General features: G+C 33.4%; 15 protein-coding genes. All 15 read right to left on the bottom strand.

The annotated features are described in order from the left end of the window. Positions 1–52: 52 nt before the first annotated feature. Entirely contained in the window at positions 53–1,393 is a 1,341-nt protein-coding gene (locus X929_RS00195) for a GH1 family beta-glucosidase (RefSeq protein ID WP_103066057.1), read from the bottom strand. Positions 1,394–1,464: 71 nt separating this feature from the next. Beyond that, positions 1,465–2,271 carry an ABC transporter ATP-binding protein gene (locus X929_RS00190; protein WP_103066056.1) on the bottom strand — a complete coding sequence of 269 codons (807 nt, stop codon included), beginning with the start codon at positions 2,269–2,271 and terminating at the stop codon, positions 1,465–1,467. Next, positions 2,264–3,283: an ABC transporter ATP-binding protein gene (locus X929_RS00185; RefSeq protein ID WP_103066055.1), complete on the bottom strand. Its 1,020-nt coding sequence runs from the start codon at positions 3,281–3,283 to the stop codon at positions 2,264–2,266. Before X929_RS00185 ends, X929_RS00190 begins: the two co-directional genes overlap by 8 nt. Positions 3,284–3,288: 5 nt before the next feature. After that, positions 3,289–4,122 (bottom strand): ABC transporter permease, encoded by an 834-nt coding sequence (locus X929_RS00180; protein WP_103066054.1) that lies wholly within the window; start codon positions 4,120–4,122, stop codon positions 3,289–3,291. Between the two features lies 1 nt (position 4,123). Then, positions 4,124–5,134, bottom strand: coding sequence for an ABC transporter permease (locus X929_RS00175; protein ID WP_103066053.1), 1,011 nt, complete (start codon positions 5,132–5,134; stop codon positions 4,124–4,126). Positions 5,135–5,228: 94 nt separating this feature from the next. Then, positions 5,229–6,959, bottom strand: a complete 1,731-nt coding sequence (locus X929_RS00170) for an ABC transporter substrate-binding protein (RefSeq protein ID WP_103066052.1) — start codon at positions 6,957–6,959, stop codon at positions 5,229–5,231. Between the two features lie 275 nt (positions 6,960–7,234). Further along, positions 7,235–7,714: a GNAT family N-acetyltransferase gene (locus X929_RS00165; protein ID WP_103066051.1), complete on the bottom strand. Its 480-nt coding sequence runs from the start codon at positions 7,712–7,714 to the stop codon at positions 7,235–7,237. A 4-nt stretch (positions 7,715–7,718) separates the two neighbouring features. Further along, positions 7,719–8,978 (bottom strand): carbohydrate ABC transporter permease, encoded by a 1,260-nt coding sequence (locus X929_RS00160; RefSeq protein ID WP_245858607.1) that lies wholly within the window; start codon positions 8,976–8,978, stop codon positions 7,719–7,721. Next, positions 8,978–9,859 carry a carbohydrate ABC transporter permease gene (locus X929_RS00155; RefSeq protein WP_342749824.1) on the bottom strand — a complete coding sequence of 294 codons (882 nt, stop codon included), beginning with the start codon at positions 9,857–9,859 and terminating at the stop codon, positions 8,978–8,980. The genes X929_RS00160 and X929_RS00155 overlap by 1 nt, the downstream gene beginning before the upstream one ends. An 80-nt stretch (positions 9,860–9,939) precedes the next feature. Further along, positions 9,940–11,145, bottom strand: coding sequence for an extracellular solute-binding protein (locus X929_RS00150; protein WP_103066049.1), 1,206 nt, complete (start codon positions 11,143–11,145; stop codon positions 9,940–9,942). An 86-nt stretch (positions 11,146–11,231) separates the two neighbouring features. After that, positions 11,232–12,662, bottom strand: a complete 1,431-nt coding sequence (locus tag X929_RS00145; RefSeq protein WP_211286700.1) for a glycoside hydrolase family 3 N-terminal domain-containing protein — start codon at positions 12,660–12,662, stop codon at positions 11,232–11,234. Positions 12,663–12,777: 115 nt separating this feature from the next. Beyond that, positions 12,778–13,884, bottom strand: a complete 1,107-nt coding sequence (locus tag X929_RS00140; RefSeq protein WP_103066048.1) for an ROK family transcriptional regulator — start codon at positions 13,882–13,884, stop codon at positions 12,778–12,780. A 382-nt stretch (positions 13,885–14,266) separates the two neighbouring features. After that, positions 14,267–15,163 carry an N-acetylmuramic acid 6-phosphate etherase gene (gene murQ, locus X929_RS00135; protein ID WP_103066047.1) on the bottom strand — a complete coding sequence of 299 codons (897 nt, stop codon included), beginning with the start codon at positions 15,161–15,163 and terminating at the stop codon, positions 14,267–14,269. Continuing rightward, a complete protein-coding gene (gene nagZ / locus X929_RS00130) occupies positions 15,153–16,718 on the bottom strand; it encodes a beta-N-acetylhexosaminidase (RefSeq protein ID WP_103066046.1) in 1,566 nt (521 codons plus the stop codon). Before nagZ ends, murQ begins: the two co-directional genes overlap by 11 nt. Beyond that, complete coding sequence (locus X929_RS00125) at positions 16,706–17,860, bottom strand: exo-beta-N-acetylmuramidase NamZ family protein (protein WP_103066045.1); 1,155 nt, start codon at positions 17,858–17,860, stop codon at positions 16,706–16,708. Before X929_RS00125 ends, nagZ begins: the two co-directional genes overlap by 13 nt. Positions 17,861–18,242 lie beyond the last annotated feature (382 nt).

Below are 18,242 nucleotides of genomic sequence, written 5' to 3'. Positions count from 1 at the left end.
TTCACATCCTTTGGTTTGTTATTAAAAAAGGCTTTTCTTTATAAATACAAGATTAGAATTCAAAAGAATTATTCTTAATAACCTGTGAATACCATTTGCCACTATCTTTTATGATTCTTTTTTGAGTTTTGTAATCAACGTACACTATTCCAAACCTCTTTGAATAGCCCAATGCCCATTCAAAATTGTCTAATAGGGACCAGACGAAGTATCCTTTGAGCGTAACTCCATTTTGAATCGCTCTTAAGGCTTGTTCAAGATGTTTCTTTAAATAATCTATTCTATCTTCATCGTGTACCCCTTGGTTTACTATTTTATCATCAAAAGCAGCACCATTCTCAGTTACATACACTTCTTTTGGATTGTACTCGTCTTGAACTCCTTTTAGTATTTTGTAAAAACCTTCAGGATAAATCTCCCAACCCATTTCGGTTTTTGGAAGACCTCTTTCAACGGTTTTTCCACCTAAAAATGATTTTGTATCGAACTTGACAAGATCTCCAGAGTAATAATTGATGCCTACAAAATCAATTTTTTCTTTTATTTCTTCCAAATCATTTTCGTAATTGTGAGGTAAAAACTCAGAAGCGTGTTCTTTTATCCCGCTTGGATATTCACCCTTGTATATCGGATTCAAAAACAATGGGTAATTTGTCCATTCATGGGCCAACCGTACTGCATCTTTATCTTCTTGTGAATTTGTAGCAGGATCGTGGGAAGTATTTGATAAAGTAATTCCGATTTTCCCTTCTTTAATATTTTCTTCTCTGAAAGCTTTAACTGTTTTTGAATGAGCCCGCAACTGATTGTGAACAACTGAGAAAGAGGCGTAAAGATCTTTCATTCCTGGTGCATGTTCACCCATAAAATGGCCAACAAAGGCCATTACCCAAGGCTCGTTTAACGTAATCCAATTTTTTACTCTGTCCCCCAATCTTTGAAACATATAATCAGCATAATCGGTGTACCAATATGCTATATCTCTGTTTGTCCAGCCGCCGAGATCTTGTATAGCAGCAGGTAGATCCCAATGATACAATGTAACAAAAGGAGTTATATCTACCTTGAGTAATTCATCCACCAATCTATTGTAAAAATCAACACCTTTTTCGTTTATTTTACCTTTACCGTAAGGGAAGATTCTCGACCAAGATATAGAAAACCTGTAGGCTTTTAATCCTAAATCTTTCATCAAAGCAATATCTTCTTTGTACTTGTTATAATGATTGTCTGCAACATCTCCAGTGTCTCCATTATATGTATTTCCGGGTGTATGAGAAAATCTATGCCAAATTGAAGAACCAGCTCCATCTGCCAAAGGGGACCCCTCTATTTGGTAAGATGCAGTAGCTGCTCCCCACATGAAATCTTTTGGAAAAACTTTTTCAGACATATTTTTATTCCTCCCGTATTTTTATTTTTATTGATACACTCTGACCTCATTTTATCTCTAAAGTGTATATGTTATTTTAAGATCCATTCTTCTGATAGTTTAGGTACATCCATCATTAATTGTTTTGTATATGGGTGTTCGGGTTGTGTTATAACTTTATCAGCATCTCCTCTTTCTACTATTTCCCCTTCGTGCATGATGAAAAGTCTGTCACTGACATAGTAAGCCAAACCAAGGTCATGGGTTACGAACATAATAGTAGTACCTTCCGTATCCCTTAAGCCTAATAATAACTCCAAAATTCCTGATCTTAAGTTTGCATCGATCATCGAGGTTGGTTCGTCAGCTAAGAGTAATTTTGGTTTTATCAAATGAGCCCTTGCTATCATTACCCTTTGCCTTTGACCGCCACTTAATTCAAAAGGATATTTATCAGCTACTTCTTCGGGCCTTAGATTAACTGATTCCAAAGCTTCGTAAACCTTTGACATTTTTTCTTGTTTTGTAAAACTGTTGTCAAATAACTTGAAAGCATCTATTAAAACTTTTTTTACCGGAGAAAATATATTGAATGAGGCGTAGGGGTCTTGAAATATTGCTTGCACTTTTTTCCAGTAAAGCTTTTTTTCTTTTCCTGTTAAACCTGTTATATCCTGACCTTCAAAAGTAATTTTACCTTCTGTTTCTTTTAACAACCTTAGTAATAGTCTCGTTACCGTTGTTTTTCCACTTCCACTTTGTCCAACAAGAGAGACGATTTCCCCTTTTTTTATAGAAAAAGTGACGTTATCTACCGCTTTTACAGCTTTTTTACCACTTCCAAATATTTTGGTCAAATTTTCGACTTTTATTATATCTTCATTTGAGTGCTTAGACATACGGTGTCACCTTCTTCCCTTGGGTTAAAATATGGTTTATTCTGATGCACCTTACAGATCTTTCTCCTACTTTAGTTAAATTGACATCGTCTTTCTTACAATCTTCTATTGCCAAAGGGCATCTATCTGCGAACCTACATCCTTTTGGAATTTTCCTTAAATCAGGTGGTGAACCAGGAAGGCTTGGAAGTTTTTTGCCTTTTATGCCTTTTTCAGGAACTAATATAGATTGCATTAATGCTTGTGAGTAAGGATGAATAGGATCGAAGATTACATCTTTCATATTTCCTACCTCTACAAATTCACCTGCGTACATTACGGCTATACGGTCACATATATGCCTTAATATGGGAAGTTCGTGAGTTATAAAAATTATACTTTTAACTATCTTTTTATCAAAAAGTTCTTTAATTAACTTTATTACTATTTTTTGTGAAGTTACGTCCAATGCAGAAGTTGGTTCATCTGCTACTACAACTTCTGGGTTCATGATTGTGGAGATTGCAACAACTACTCTTTGTTTCATACCACCGCTAAGTTCTAAGGGATAGAGGTTTAAAACCCTTGGAGGCAAAGAAAGAGATTCAAAACGTTCTTTTGCCAAATTTAAAATCTCTTTTTCTGTCATATTGGGATCGTGTTCTTTCATTAGATCTATAACAAAATTTTTGATTTTTAATGTTGGATTCAACGCGTTCAGAGCACTTTGAGGGATGTAAGAATATTTCTTTCCCAGTATTTTTTTTCTCAACTCATTTTCTTTTTTTTGCATGATATTTTCATTATCTAAAAATACCGATCCACTTTCGTATTTCAAAGGAGATAAAAATAAGCCCGATAAACTCATTGCTAAAGTAGATTTCCCACAACCTGATTCGCCCGCTATTCCCAAGATTTCTCCCTCATATAGGTTAAATGAAACGCTGTTTACCGCTTTTATTTTTTCTCCTAATCTTGTATGATAATAGGTTTTAAGATTGTTAACTTCTAAAATGACTTTTTTTGATTCCAACCTGATCAACTCCTAAGTTTGGGATTGAATAATTCATCCATCCCAGAATTCATAAAATATAGTGAAAAGGTTATTAAAGCTATGGTTATAGCTGGAGGTACAAAAGCCCACCAGGCACCTGATCTAACAGACTCAAATAGTAGTGCCCATGAAAGCATTGTTCCAAGTGAAACTATATTACTTGGACCCAGTCCCAACATACTTATTCCCGCTTCGTTTAAAATACCCGTGGCAACTTGAAGGATAAAAGCCATGAATATATAAGATAATAAATAAGGCATTATTTCGCGTATTATAATTTCTACAGTACTGACGCCGTTTAACCTAGCTATATCAACATGTTCTCTGTTTCTTAAACTGAGTGATTGCGCCCTTACAGCACGCGCAGTCCATGGCCAGGAGGTTATCCCTAAAACTAATCCCATAACAACCAGCGACCTACTTCTTAAACTAACAGTTATCAATATTAATATTATGAATGGAGGTATCACTAAAAATATATTAGTTATTGAATTTAATATGTTATCGGTGGTTCCCCCTTTGTACCCAGCAACAAGGCCTATAGTTATACCTATTGTTGTTGCAATGACGCCTGAAATTAATCCTATAATCAACGAGGATTTCATCCCGTGAATAAGTTCTACAAATACATCTCTTCCAAAGTTATCTGTTCCCAACAAGTAAGTTGAGGAAGGGGATTCGTACATAAATCCAACCATCTCCAATGGATCTTTTGGTGATACTGCAGGGTATATGAAGGCAGTTAGGAATAAAAACATGAAAAGGCTGAAGCCTATTAAGAATTTAGGAGATTTCAATAGTAATTTTATTGTATTCATGTTAACCCTCCTCCGTTTGTGCAGCTTTAATTCTAGGATCTATTAGTCCGTAGACCATATCCAAAATAAAATTGGCAATTAAAACCATCATCGCTATTATAAGCGTTGAGCCTTGGATCATTGGATAATCTAGCTGTCTTATTCCGTTGAATAGCCATGTTCCCACTCCTGGGTATCCAAAGACTATCTCCGTGATCAAAGCTCCCCCTATCATGGTGCCTAAACTTATTGCAAGCCCTGTTATTTGAGGAAGAACTGCATTTTTGAAGACATAGCTTTGAATCTTCTTATCTTTGATACCTAACATCTTACTGTAGGTAACATAATCTGTATTTAATTCATATATCGACATTTCTCTCATACCTATGGCTTGTCCCCCTATTGTTACTAAAACGATGGAAATAAAGGGTAAAAAGTAATGATGTAAAACATCAATTACAAAAGCCCAACTCCACGAAGGAAGCAATGTTCTGCTGTAACCACCGCCAATCGGAAACCATCCCAAGTAAACTCCAAAAACGTATAGTAATATGATTGCCAAAGCATAATAAGGGATGGAATTAACGAACAACGCTACTGGGAAAATGGTTTTGTCGAAAAATCCCTTTCTGTAGGCAGCAGCAGCCCCCAGTAAGTTCCCTAATATCCAACCCACAATTATTGCCGGAAATTGTAAAGAAATAGTCCATACAATAGCGTTTCCCAAAACTTCATTAACAGAAAGAGGATACAAACTGAACGACGTTCCTAAATCACCTCTAAAAACATTTCCTATATATTTAAAAAACTGAATAGGTAAAGGTTTATCCAATCCAAACTCTTCCACAAAAGATTGATAAACCCTTTCTTGCGTTTCACTTGCGACGGTTCCAGACATCATTTTACTTACTATAACTGAAATAGGATCTCCTGGAATGAGCCTTGGTAAGAAGAAATTTAAAAACAAGGCCAAGAAAAAAGCTAGTAAATACCAAAAAAATTTTTGAAAAAAATACCTCGTAAATTCTTTCACATATTTCACCTCTCGTAGGTATATTTAAAAGAGTTCATGGGGGCCAATACTTCCCCCCACGAACTCTTGTTTAAATCAATAGTTAGTAAAAACTTTATTTAGCAGGTTCTAAATGCCACAACATCTCCATTCCTGCTCCTACCAAAGGCATCGGCGGCGCATAAGGATTTTTTGCGTTTGCCCAACCTGTCCAGTAGGTTTCATTGTATTCATAAAATGTCTGAGGTCTATACATCAATGGGAACATTGGTATGTCTTCTCTGTATATTTGGTCTAGCTCTGTATAGAGGTTCTTTAATTCTTTTTCGTTGGTTACTTTTGGATTCATATCGATGAGTTGATCAGCCCATTCATTTCTATATCTTCCGAAGTTACTGTATGCAATTTGCCCAACTTCGGGAACACCTTTTGAGTAAAGAGCTATTTGGAATCTCAACCATGGTTGAGCGGGTGAAGGTTGTGAAGGTGTCCACATAGTCATATCGAAGTTACCTGTTTGTCGGTTATCATAGGCTATAGGTGCATCAGGGAAAGATGTTTGAATGTCTATACCTACTGCTCTTGCTGATTGTGCAACAATTTGTAAAGAAGCATTCCAGTCTGTCCAACCGTACGGACATTCTACGGTAAATGGGCCTAATCTTGTTCCATCTGGAAGAACGTATATTCCATCTCTACCCTTTGTTGCTCCTAAATCTTCTTCTAATATTCTAACAGCTTCTTTTGGATTGTATTCCCAACCGTATTGTTTTACCAAGTTTTCATCGAAGTATTTTGCTTCGCCACCATAGGGTAGTATAAGACTGGCTTGAACCTTGGGGGAATAATTGGACATAGCAAGTTCGGAAATTCTAGAGTAATTTACGGAATATGCAATAGCTTTTCTAACTTCAGGCAAACTAAGAGGATATTTGTTCACGTTAAACCACAACGAAGGCATTGATGAAGGCACATAATAAGGGATCTCATCATACCATGTACCAACTGGAAGTCCTTTCTTTTCCCACATTTCCCATATTCTTGGAGTAAATTGCTGAGAAACGTCTACTTCGCCGTTTTCAAAAGCTAAACTACCTTCGTCGTTACTTTTGAAAATAGGATGCACTATATATTTGGCAGCGGGTTTTTTCCCACCATGTAAAGCTTCGTTTCCCCAATAATTATCTACTCTTTCTAAAATTATAGTTTCTGGACTTTCATAAAAAACTTTGTAGGGACCAGAGCCTACAGGATTTTCATTTCTAAACTGTCTGATTTTGGTCAAATCATAATTATTTTCTGCTTCAACCTTAGACCAAATATGTTCTGGAAGAATAAAGGTAGCTCCAATTGCATCTTCCACCATCAATCTGTTTGGATTGTCTGGTTTCATCTCGAAGATTACAGTGTGGTTGTCTACCTTGTAAACATCTTTCAACCATTCCCAAATCTGTAGACCTAGAGGATATTTTTGCCCTAATTTGTAGGAATATACAACATCATCTGCCGTAACTGGTTCTCCGTCGTGGAAATACGCTTTTGGATTTACTTTTACCTCTAATCTTAGATCATCAAGCCATCTATAGGATTCTCCCAAAATAGGAACATACTTTCCGTTGAGAGCATCCCATGTGAATAAAGTTTCATATATCCAAATATGCTGTCTAGGATCAGAAACGAACGTCATTGGCCCACCTGCAAGTGGATTATCAGTTGTTGGTGGTCCCCACTGAAAACCTGCAACATACACGGCTTCTTCTCTTGGGATTTGGGTTACTTGAGCGAATAATGCGCTTCCCATAACCAAACTTGCCAATAAAAGAAACACAACAAACACTTTTTTCATACTCTTTTCACCTCCAATATTTTTGTTACACTATCAAGGAAAGGCCTTTCCAAGAAAAAATAATACTAAGTTCCCCTATCTCCCTTTAACATCCCAGCTTAATTTCCATAAGGTGGCAGGTGCTCGTAGGATTGAAAATAACTAGTTTTTTTGGTACTCAATACAATACTACCCTGAAACATGTTACATCGCAAATCTGATTATGGGTAATGAGAAGCGATTAGGAGGAAATATTTTAATTTATTTAATAAAAACTCTGATTTTTGTAGTTTTTCTTAACTTTTCAACATGCCCTTATAAAATCCTGGTTCAGAATTTTCTATTAATATAGCGTTTGCGGTTTTTTCATAAAATTTTGCAGGACCAACTCCTCCAATTATGGCATATGCATAACCACTTTCTTCCATACTCTTTAGAGCTATTAAAAGCAATGCTTTACCAATATCTTTTCCTCGGTAATTTTTGTCTACACCCATTGGACCAAAAAAATTTTTACATGTAGCATCGAAACAAGAAAAACCAATAATTTTGTTTTTATCTTCGTCTAAAGCTATGAAACAACTGATAGGTTTGTTAGAAAAAGATACATCACATTCACTTGCCCAGTGATCACCAAATTCTTTTTTTATCCAATTTAAAACAATAAATTTTTCTGGTGCTTTTGCTCTCCGTACTGTTAATTTAGAATCTTTTAACTCAGTAAATATTTTCTCATCGTAATTCAAATCATAAAGTTTCACAAGCATATCTGCCATTTTTTCACCCCTTTACGCTTCCAGCTGTGATGCCAGAAATAATCTGTTTTTGAAATATTAAAAACGCTATCATAATAGGTAAACCAACGATCGTTGAAGCAGACATAAGATAAGGCCATTGTAATTGTGTTAGTTGTTGATACAAAGCAAGTCCAACTTGAGCGGTTCTCATTTCCCTGGAAGAAGTTAAAATTAAAGGCATAAAAAGGTCATTCCAAGTTGTTATAAAAGTATTTATTCCCATTACTGCTAATGCTGGTGTGGAAAGAGGTAAAATGATTTTAAAAAATACGGTAAAAGGTCCTGCTCCATCCACTACCGCAGCCTGCTCAATTTCTATTGGAAGTTGTTCTATATACTGTTTTAGTATAAAGATACCAAAAGGAGTAACTAAATGAGGTAATATTAATGCAAAATATGTATCTAATAACTTTAAATTCTTCATTAGAATGAATATAGGAATGGTTGTCACTTGAAAAGGGATCATCATTGTTATCAACACAATAGCAAAGAGTATATTTTTCCCTTTGAAATCTCTTCTAGCAAATGCATAGGCTACCATTGAAGAGAATAAAAGGTTTGAAATAAGAATTGTTCCTGAAACTATGAAACTATTAAAGATATATCTTCCAAACATTTCCTCGTTCCATACTATAATGTAGTTCAAAAGTGTAGGATATTGATTCTGGATTTGAATATCATCGATTAGGAAATTTAAATCTAATATTCCTTTTTCATTATTTAATATTATAGAGATTCCCGTTATGTATTTCAAGTTTATTTGTTCTTTGTCCAAAGCTTTTTTTGAAATCTGTATTTGTTCCCACTGTCCTTGACTTTTATATGAAAAAGGAATACTTTGGGAATTTCCATTAATATCCTCAAAACTCACAAAGCCGTTGATAATTTCTGGATTGTCTACTTTTATCCAGAAATTAAAATTATCCATTTTTCTCAGATCTCTAGTACTCCCTATCATTTTAATACCTGGATTTTTCTCCTCCTTGGATTCAATGAGTAGAGATTGAGAAGTCTCCGGAGATTCTTTAAATAAAGAGTAGTTTGTATTTCCTAAAGGAGAAATCGTCCTTCTTAAAACGCTCATATAACCGGCTTCAAAGTCATTAAGGTAAAATTCTTTAACGATATTTGTCATAGTTCCTTGAGGGATGAACGAGGTGTAAATCATGATCACTAAAGGTAAAAGAAAAATTATTAGAATCATAAAAGAAATTAATAAAATTATATTTTTTTTGATATTCATTAATATTCACTCCTGAGTGCTCTTTGTTGAATCAATGTTATAATTAAAATTATTATAACTAAGATATATGCCATAGCTGAAGCATATCCCATTCTGAACTGCCTGAATCCAGTCATATATAAATAATGTACAATTGTTTGTGTAGAATTCAATGGTCCCCCGCCTGTCATTGTAAATATTTCTGTAAAAATTTGAAAAGATCTGATTGTGTTTATTGCAATTACAAAAAAGAGTGTAGGTTTTATTAGTGGTAGTGTTATTTTAAAAAATTTATCGGTGCTAGAAGCACCGTCAATAGAAGCTGATTCGTAAAGTTCTTCAGGAATACTTTGTAGACCTGCCAAAAAAATTATGGTATAATAACCAATAGCTGCCCAAACATTCATAATCATAATAGATAATAGAGCTGTATCGGGTGATGCCAACCAACCTGTATTTTTTTCTATTCCTACTGTTTGTAGTAAGTAATTTATTATTCCATCGGCACTGTAAATGTATCTCCATATTGTGGAGATAACAACCATAGACATAACAGAAGGTAAAAAGAAGCCAGCTTTAAATAATCCTTTAAATCTAACCATTTTGCTATTTATTAGGACAGCTAATAAAATGGAAATTACCGTAGTAAAAGGAATTGTACCAATAACGAAAACAAAAGTATTCCTCATAGCTTTTAAAAAGATTTCATCTTTAAATAAAGAAAGATAGTTTTTCAAACCTACAAAATTTATTTCCGGGCTTAATCCCGTATAATTTGTAAAGCTTATTCCAAAAGAGAAAATTATTGGATATAAAGAAAATATTATAAAAGTTATTATCCAAGGAAGTAAAAAAACAAAAGTTGTTATGTTATACTTGCTATTTAATTTCAAAATAAACACGTCCCCTTTTTTCTTTTTTAGTTTCAAAAAGGGGCAAAGGGAATACGCCCCTGCCCCGAATAATTTTTACATATAATTTTTTAAAGTAAATTTTGGATTTGTTGGTTGTATTTTTGTAAAATTTCTTCTATTGGTGCATCTGTAAGTAGTATTTCTTCTACAATATTTGTAAATAATTGTTCGATTTTGTTAGCTTCTGCTAGCGGTGGGAATGGAACGGCGTATTTGTTTTGTTCAAGGAATGTTGCATGTAGTGGATGACTTTCGAACCATGGGTCCTTTTCTATTCCAACTTTTGTTGGGAACACTTCTCCCGTGGTTCGAGTTATCTGCATAGCCACTTCTTCGCTTAACAGAAACTCTATTACTCTCCATGCTTCCTCTACATTTTTGCTCTGTGAAGAGATTCCTAAAACTTCTCCACCCGCAAAAGAGGCATGATAGCCATGATGCTCTCTTGGTTTAGGGATAAGAACCACATCAAATATGGTTTCTGGATAATCTCTTTGAGTGTTGTTGATATACGCAGGTCCAGCAAAGAAAAATCCTAGTTTTCCTTTCCCAAAAGCTTCTGCGAGTTCTGATTCCTTTCCTAGTAATGCATAGTTGCTTAAAACTCTGTAATAATTAGCTGTTTCGATGACTGGTTCACTGTTCAAAATCGCCTTTTTTAGGTCAGGAGAAACAAAATGCCCCATATTTCCCCAAACTGCTGGTAAAAACCATTCTTGATACGGGCTATATAACTCTCCTACACATAATCCTACTCCATAGATATCCGACCCTAAAGCGTTTATTTTTTGAGACGCGTTTAAAAGTTCGTTCCAAGTTTTTGGTGGATTATCTGGATCTAAGCCTGCTTTGTCGAGTAATTCTAAATTATAATACATGGCTCTGGGCGCTAATAACCAAGGGAAGCCCCATGTTTTTCCTTGATACTCAACAAAATTCCAAGCAACGTAATCATCTTTTACTTTTCCTACAATATCATCAACCGGTCTTAAAACTCCCTGAGAAGCAAAGGTTGCCAACCATGTGTTTCCTAACTCAATGACATCCGGTGCGCTGCCTGCTGCGATGGAGGTAACAATTCTATCAAAACCTGTCGCCCATGAGAGTTGAACAATTTCTAATTCAATATCTGGATTAGCTGCCTCGAATTGAGCTTTCACTTGTTTTGACAAAGTGTCGTCCATCATGAACTGCCATACTGAGATCTTAGTTTTACCAAATGACAAAAGTGCCAAACCAACCACTAACACCATCAACAAAATCTTCTTACTCATACTTAAATACCTCCTTTTTAGTATTTGAGACTTATAAATATGTTTTACTAATCTTTAATTATCACCCCCTTATAAAGTTTTTTGGATTATTTGGGCAAATTCAAAACAGATTTTAGTGCATAATATATAGATATTGGCTTTGTAGAATTTGTAAGTATGTATTTTTCCCCTTGATAATTATCAAGATCATTTTCGTTCCTTAAAATTATGTAGATAACTTCTTTTGAAAAATCTTTTAATTTTTTTTGCATTTTTAGTTGGTTTTTAAATCTAGATGAATCAACGACGAAAGAAATAATAACTTCACTTCTTTCTAAGGGTGTATCAGTTGTACCTTGTTTCACATCGTAAGTTATGATTTTAGAACTTTCAAACATGCTTTTAACTAAAGTTTTGTATTCAAAGTAATCTTTATTGCTTGTATCTGCTGGAGATAAAGGATCTCCATTTGGAAGAACAAAGGTTACATTAGGGACATCCAATTTGTTTTGTATATTTGTATATATCGCTTTTTCAGCGATTTGGGCTAGGAATCTTGTTTCATAAGTTGTGTTTATGTACTGATCTTGCAGCGAAAGTATTCTTTTATAACTTTCTTCCATTAAGTCTTTTTCAATTTCTCCATTGGAAAAAGATTTTTGTAACTCATTGTATAAAGGTTCAAAATTAGCATCTGTGTCTCCAACTAACAGTATATCTCCAGTAGCAGAAAAGAATTTATTAACTATTTCTTTAGGCGAGTAATTATCATGAATGGCTTTCATCTCTAAAGCATCACTTATAATAATTCCTTTATATTTCAGTTTATCTCTTAAGAAATCTTTTAAAATACTTTTGGATAAAGTAGCTATATTTTGTTCATCGTAAGTTGGATAAAGAATATGAGCGGTCATTATCGATTTAGTTCCCAGTTCTACAGCTTTTTCAAAGGGATAAATATCTTTTTCACAGATGTCTGTAATTACAGGAATTTCATAATGAGAATCTTGGACTGCTTTCCCATGACCGGGGAAATGTTTGCAAGTAGCGATGATTTTGTTTTTCTCTAATCCTTTGATAAAATTATTTCCACAAGATGACACTATTTCTTCATTGTTTGAGTAAGCTCGTAATCCGACCACGGGGCTTGCATTTTCAGCAAACACATCCAAAACAGGGGCAAACAACATATTAAAGCCATTTTTTTTGAGAACTTTTCCTAAGTATTCTCCGTAATCATAGGCATATTTCGGGTTATTAGTAGAACCTATCGCTTTGTTTCCAGGTGATGGAAAAATACCAGGTACTGTTTCTAGTTGACCCCCCTCATGATCCGAAGATATGAACAATTTGACTCCTTCGTCGATAATTTCATATAATCTTTCCATATTTATTTGGAGACTGTTCAGATTTTCCATGTTTGATGGATAAAGCATAACTCCTGCAGGCCTTACCCTTCGAATTAAATCCAAATGATGGTTTTTAATTCCTTTTGGAAAACCTAATAGAAAAAATTTGCCTAAATCATCTTTGTTCAAAATAACTTCCTCCTCGTATGATATGTATTGATGTGAAACTTTAATACTTATCTCAGCGTCTCTTTACTCAGCCTTCCCTGAAGGATGAAAGAATTTTTATTCTCTCACTTGAAAATCATTTTATTTCTAAAGTACCTCTATAAATTTGTCTTTTAAAAATTTTTGCTAAGTATTGTTTTTCTTCAAAAATTTTGGTAATGAAATTTATTGCAGCTCCAACAGCGGTTACTGGTTCGTTTTTTTCCTCTGTAATAAAATTGATATTTCTTTGTTTACTTAAAAATAAATTATTTCTTGTTTCTTCTATCAAAAACTTGATAGCAATTTCTGGTAAAAACTTAATACCCCCGTCAAAAATCACCGTATCAGGATCGATAATACCTGCTAATAATCCAATTTCTCTTGCTAATTTGCTTAGGAAAGTTTTAATTTCATAGAAAATTTCATCTTCTGAATGGTTATTTAGAAAATCATAGTAGTCATTTACATATCCATTATTTTTTTCTATTAAACGTAATTTAAATTCGTATTCTCCAGAACAGTTGTTAGAACCGTGATAAAGGTGATTGTTTATAATAATCCCGATCCCCACCCCTACAAAATCATGAATATCGTAGGGAATAGAAATATAAACATACAAAATATTTTTAGCCGAACCTTTCAATTTTAAATTGTAATACGCTGCGCCAACATTCGAGTCATTATCTATCAAAAAAGGGATATCCTTGACTTTTGATAATTCTTCTACCAGCTTGAAATTTTCTATTCCTAAAGCTTTAGAATATACTATAACGCCCTCTTTGGAGTCAATTATCCCTGGAAGGGAGATTCCACAGGCACAGATATTCGAATCTTTCTTTTTCTCAATGATGTTTTGTACCATGTTTACTAAATTTGATTTGTTTATTTTTTCTTTTATACGAAAGTTGTCTATTGGATCCCCCTTCAGATTTGTGACAACACAATTAATTCCGTTTTGCTCTATTTCTAAACCTAAAATATTAAATATATTATAATTAAAAGACAGAATTTGAGTCTTTCTCCCACCTTTTGGACCTTGTTTTAAAGAACCCACAGTTTGTATTATTCCGGTGTCTTTGAGATTTTTTAGATATCTTGAGATAGTAGACTTATCTAAATTGGTTGCTTCAGATATTTTTTTTATAGTTGCTTCTTCGTTTTCCCAAAAAAATTTAATTATGGTGTAAAGGTTTTCTTTCATGTTTGGTGGCTCCTTTGATTTAGTGTAATAGATATTATGGATAGGTTAGTTGTTTGCAGCAGGCAACTAACTAAATTATACAACGAATTTGTTATTTTGTAAAACTTGGTTACACATGATTAAGAGTAATTAGAGTCGTTTAAGAGCAAATAATTGATTTTATCTTCGTTTTTCTTAGTTTTTCAAAATTGTTAGTAAAATTTTTACTTTTTTTCAGCTTTTCTAAAATGGATAAAAACTGTTATCAATAATCTCAAAAGGCTGTCTTGAAGTTAAAGACATGATAAATACCTATGGTGTTGATCAAGTATATAAGATCTTCAAATAAAAGTGTAATATAATTTGATAAAAAATCCCCGAATTTGGGGATTTTCGTATGAGTTTAATTCTTTAATGTTTTCAACGCTTCACTTAATACTTCGTTTTTCTTTAGAGCTTCTATACAAAATTCTTTGCCTTTTCCAGATAAAATCATCAATATTGCCAATTTCGGTTTCATATCAGCCTTGATTAAATACTCTTTACAGGTTTTTTTATCCAACCCAGTTACCTCAGAAATTATTCTTACTGCTCTTTCTTCTAATTTTTGATTCATGATTTTAACGTCCACCATATAGTTTTTAAAAGTCTTTCCAAGTTTTATCATGGTGACAGTGCTTATCATATTTAAAACCATTTTTTGGGCTGTGCCAGCTTTCATTCTTGTACTACCTGAAATAACTTCTGGACCTGTTCTTAAAGAAACTACAATGTCTGAGATTTTCATCAATTCAGGATTTTTTACGTTGCAAATTAAAGCCGTTTTACATCCCTTTTCTTTTGCCTTGGATAAAGCGCCTTTCACATAAGGTGTTCGCCCGCTGGCAGATATGCCTATTACATAATCTTCCGAACGGACATTACTTTTTTCCAAGTCGTTTTTCCCACCTTCTTCATAATCTTCAACATTTTCTGTAGCTTGAAAGAAAGCTTGTTCTCCTCCGGCGATTAAGGGGAGAAAGATTCCTGAATCTATACCAAAAGTTGGAACCGTTTCTACCGCATCTATAACTGCTACCCTACCGCTTGTTCCTGCTCCAACATAAATGATTCTTCCGTGATTCTTAATTGCTGAAATACAGTTTACAACCACGTTTTTTATATTCTCTAAGTTTTCCGCTACGGATAACGCTATTGTGGCATCTTCTTGATTAATTATTCGCAGTATTTCAAATATGTCTATCTCATCCAAATTTTGAGTCTTTGGGTTGCTTTTTTCTGTTTCCAAGTTATCTAACATATTCTGGCCTCCATTTAATTGGTAAGTTCCCAGTTGGGTTTATTTCTCCTTTTAGGATTTTAAGTAAAGAAGTTAGAATATTTTCATTAAAACCGTATGTGCAAATTCCGTACTCTACTTTGGGAATAAATACGTCATATGGATTTCTTAAAGCAACTAAGATTAGTTTTTTTGTTTTTTGGGACATTTTGCTTATTAACTCAACCAATTCTGAATGCAAATATGCATTTTCACTTAGCACCAAGATATTTTTGTTTTTAGAATTTTGAATTATTTCTTTCCTTACCTCATGGTCGATTATTTTACCTGTCTCTAATATGTTTACTTTGGCATTGAGTTCTTTTGATATAGGTTCAATAATATAAGAAATTTGAGTTCTTTTGTCCTCAATTCCGTAAGATAACAACTCTTTATCAAAGTAATAAATTTCATCAATGCTTTTTAAAGGCAAAAATCTTTTATCATGAGACATATTAAGAACAGTGATAGATTTATCAACAATATTTTGAGCTAATTTAATATGTTCTTTTTTACCGACTTCTTCTAAAGATATTTTATTATTGTTTTTCTCTTTCAGATCTGCTGAAATTTTCATTAGAGAGTGGATCCTTTCTAGTGATAAATTTATCTTCTTTTTAAAATTATCATCATTTTTGTACTTATTTAATACAGCGTTTTTGGCTTTTGATTGTTTTTCAAAAGAATGGCAAATACTAACTATGTTCATTCCTGAACTAAGTGATTTTATTACGGCCTCTTGAGCTGTATAAAAGTTTGCTACTCCTCCCATTTCAAAATCATCGGCAATTAAGACACCTTTGTATTTTAGTTCTTCTCTTGCCAATCCTGTTAAAATCTCTTCTGATAAAGATACAGGCTCCTTTTTCTTTTGTATCTTTGGAAGGTACACGTGAGTTGGCATCCATGAAGGGGAATCAATGTTTAAAAATGGGAATAGCTCTGTTGAAAGAAGGTCGCCTTTGCTTGATTCACCCTGGGGAAGATCTAAATGAGGATCTATGTTGACGTTTCCTATACCAGGGAAATGTTTTAGGCAAGAAAGTACACCTCCGTCATGCAATCCTTTCACATATTCACGGGCAAATTTTAATACCACATTTTTATCATCAGAAAAGCTTCTAATTCCAATTACGGAATTCTTTGGGTTATTGTTTATATCAACAACGGGAGCAAGGTTCCAATCAATTCCAACTGACAGCAGCTCTTTTGCAAGCAAATTTGCAGAAATGTAAGCGTTCTCTGGTTGGCTGGTTGCAGTTATGCCCATAGCGCTTGGTACAATAGTAAACCCTTTTTTTAATCTAGTTACAGTTCCACCTTCTTGATCTATGCAAAATAAAGGTTCGTAATCTAAAAAATTTTTTATATCTTCGATAAACTTGCTAAGTTGATATTTATCTTCAATGTTTCGTGAAAAGAAAATGATGGCACCAGGCAAAATTGACTTTAAAGCCTTCATATTTTCGCTATTTAAAGAGGTGCCTTGAATTCCTATTAAGAATAATTTCCCCAAATCCTTCTCTAAATTTTCCATAGTCTTAATCCTCCATATAATAGTATATCTTCACAAAAATCTACGAACTCTTGAGAGCTCTTGTACCATTCGGTTAAATAAGTGTCATCGTTCTCAAAGAAAATTTTTTTGTCCTCTCCCAATAAATTTTCTATATGATCTCTTTGTGTATGGTTTTCTCTATCTATATATTTTCTAAACTCAAATTTTCCTCTTTGTTGAATTAAGTGGCGTATAATCTCTATGGCAACAATAGTAAAATTATCTTTAATTTCAGGGAAAAATTCTAAACCCTTGCACAATTTACCTTCATGTTTAGAAGAATTTGGTATAAAATACCTTTTTCTTAAAATTAAATTAGGGAATTTTTCTTTTATGAATTTGTATAGAATGTTTTCATCTATCCAAGGCGCTCCTATGAAACAGAAAGGTTTAGGAGTGCCTCTTCCTTCACTTACATTAGTCCCCTCTATGAGACAAGTTCCACTGTAAGCCAAGGTACAATCAAATGTTGGAAGGGCTGGCGAAGGTATATTCCACCTCAATTTAGTGTTTTCAAATGATTCTCCTTTCCATCCTTCAAGAGGAATGATTTCAAGATCTAAATCAAGGCCAAGATATTTTTTGTAGTACTTTGCCAATTCACCTGGTGTTAAACCGTATCTTAAAGGAAGCTCATATCCACCAACAAAAGTTGAATATTCTTTTTTTATTCGTGAACCAAAAACAATTCTCCCTAAAGGATTTATTCTGTCTAATACGATGATTTTTTTATTATTTTCTTGGGCAGAAATCATTGTATTAGCTAAAGTGTATATAAAAGTATAAAATCTTAAACCTACATCTTGAATATCGTATACTAATACATCGATATCTTCTAACATTTCTTGCGTAGGCTTTTTGTGCTTTCCATACAGGCTAATGATTGGTATATTATATACAGGATGAATCTGATCTGGATATTCAACTCCATCAGCAAGACCATATAATCCATGTTCAGGTGTAAATATTTTTCTTACATCTACTCCATTTTTCAACATTATTTCTATACCATCTTCCATATTTTTGTTAACAAAGGAATAATTTATTACCAAACCAACTTTTTTGTTTTTGAATTTTGAGAATCCATCTTTTTCCATTATATCCAAACCTTGAAGAATCATTTTATAGTCTCCTCCACTTTTTGATTATATATATTGTATATTAAGTCATAACAATATGTCAATTTTATTTTTTCTAATTAAGAGTGATTATTCAGAATTACAGGCAATTATTTTGGATTATAGGGCTATATCTCATTATTTCTAATTTGCAAAAGAAAAAATATAGTAGTATAATTTATTAAAAAGTGGAAATACTCAAATTAAAGTCATTACTTTAATACAAATTTAATTCTTTTTTTGATTTGACATTTTTTAAATTATTTGCAAAATTCTGGTATTATATCAATTATAAGAAAAGATAGAAATCATGAAAATCTGTGTATTTGTTAAAAAAGTTCCACCTACATAATATAGTCAAGGTACATAATAAACTTAAGATAGA

Origin of the sequence: Petrotoga olearia DSM 13574 (genome assembly GCF_002895525.1) — a bacterium.
GTDB lineage: Bacteria > Thermotogota > Thermotogae > Petrotogales > Petrotogaceae > Petrotoga > Petrotoga olearia.
Note: the sequence above shows the minus strand (reverse complement) of the source record. Positions and strands in the feature narration are given on the sequence as shown.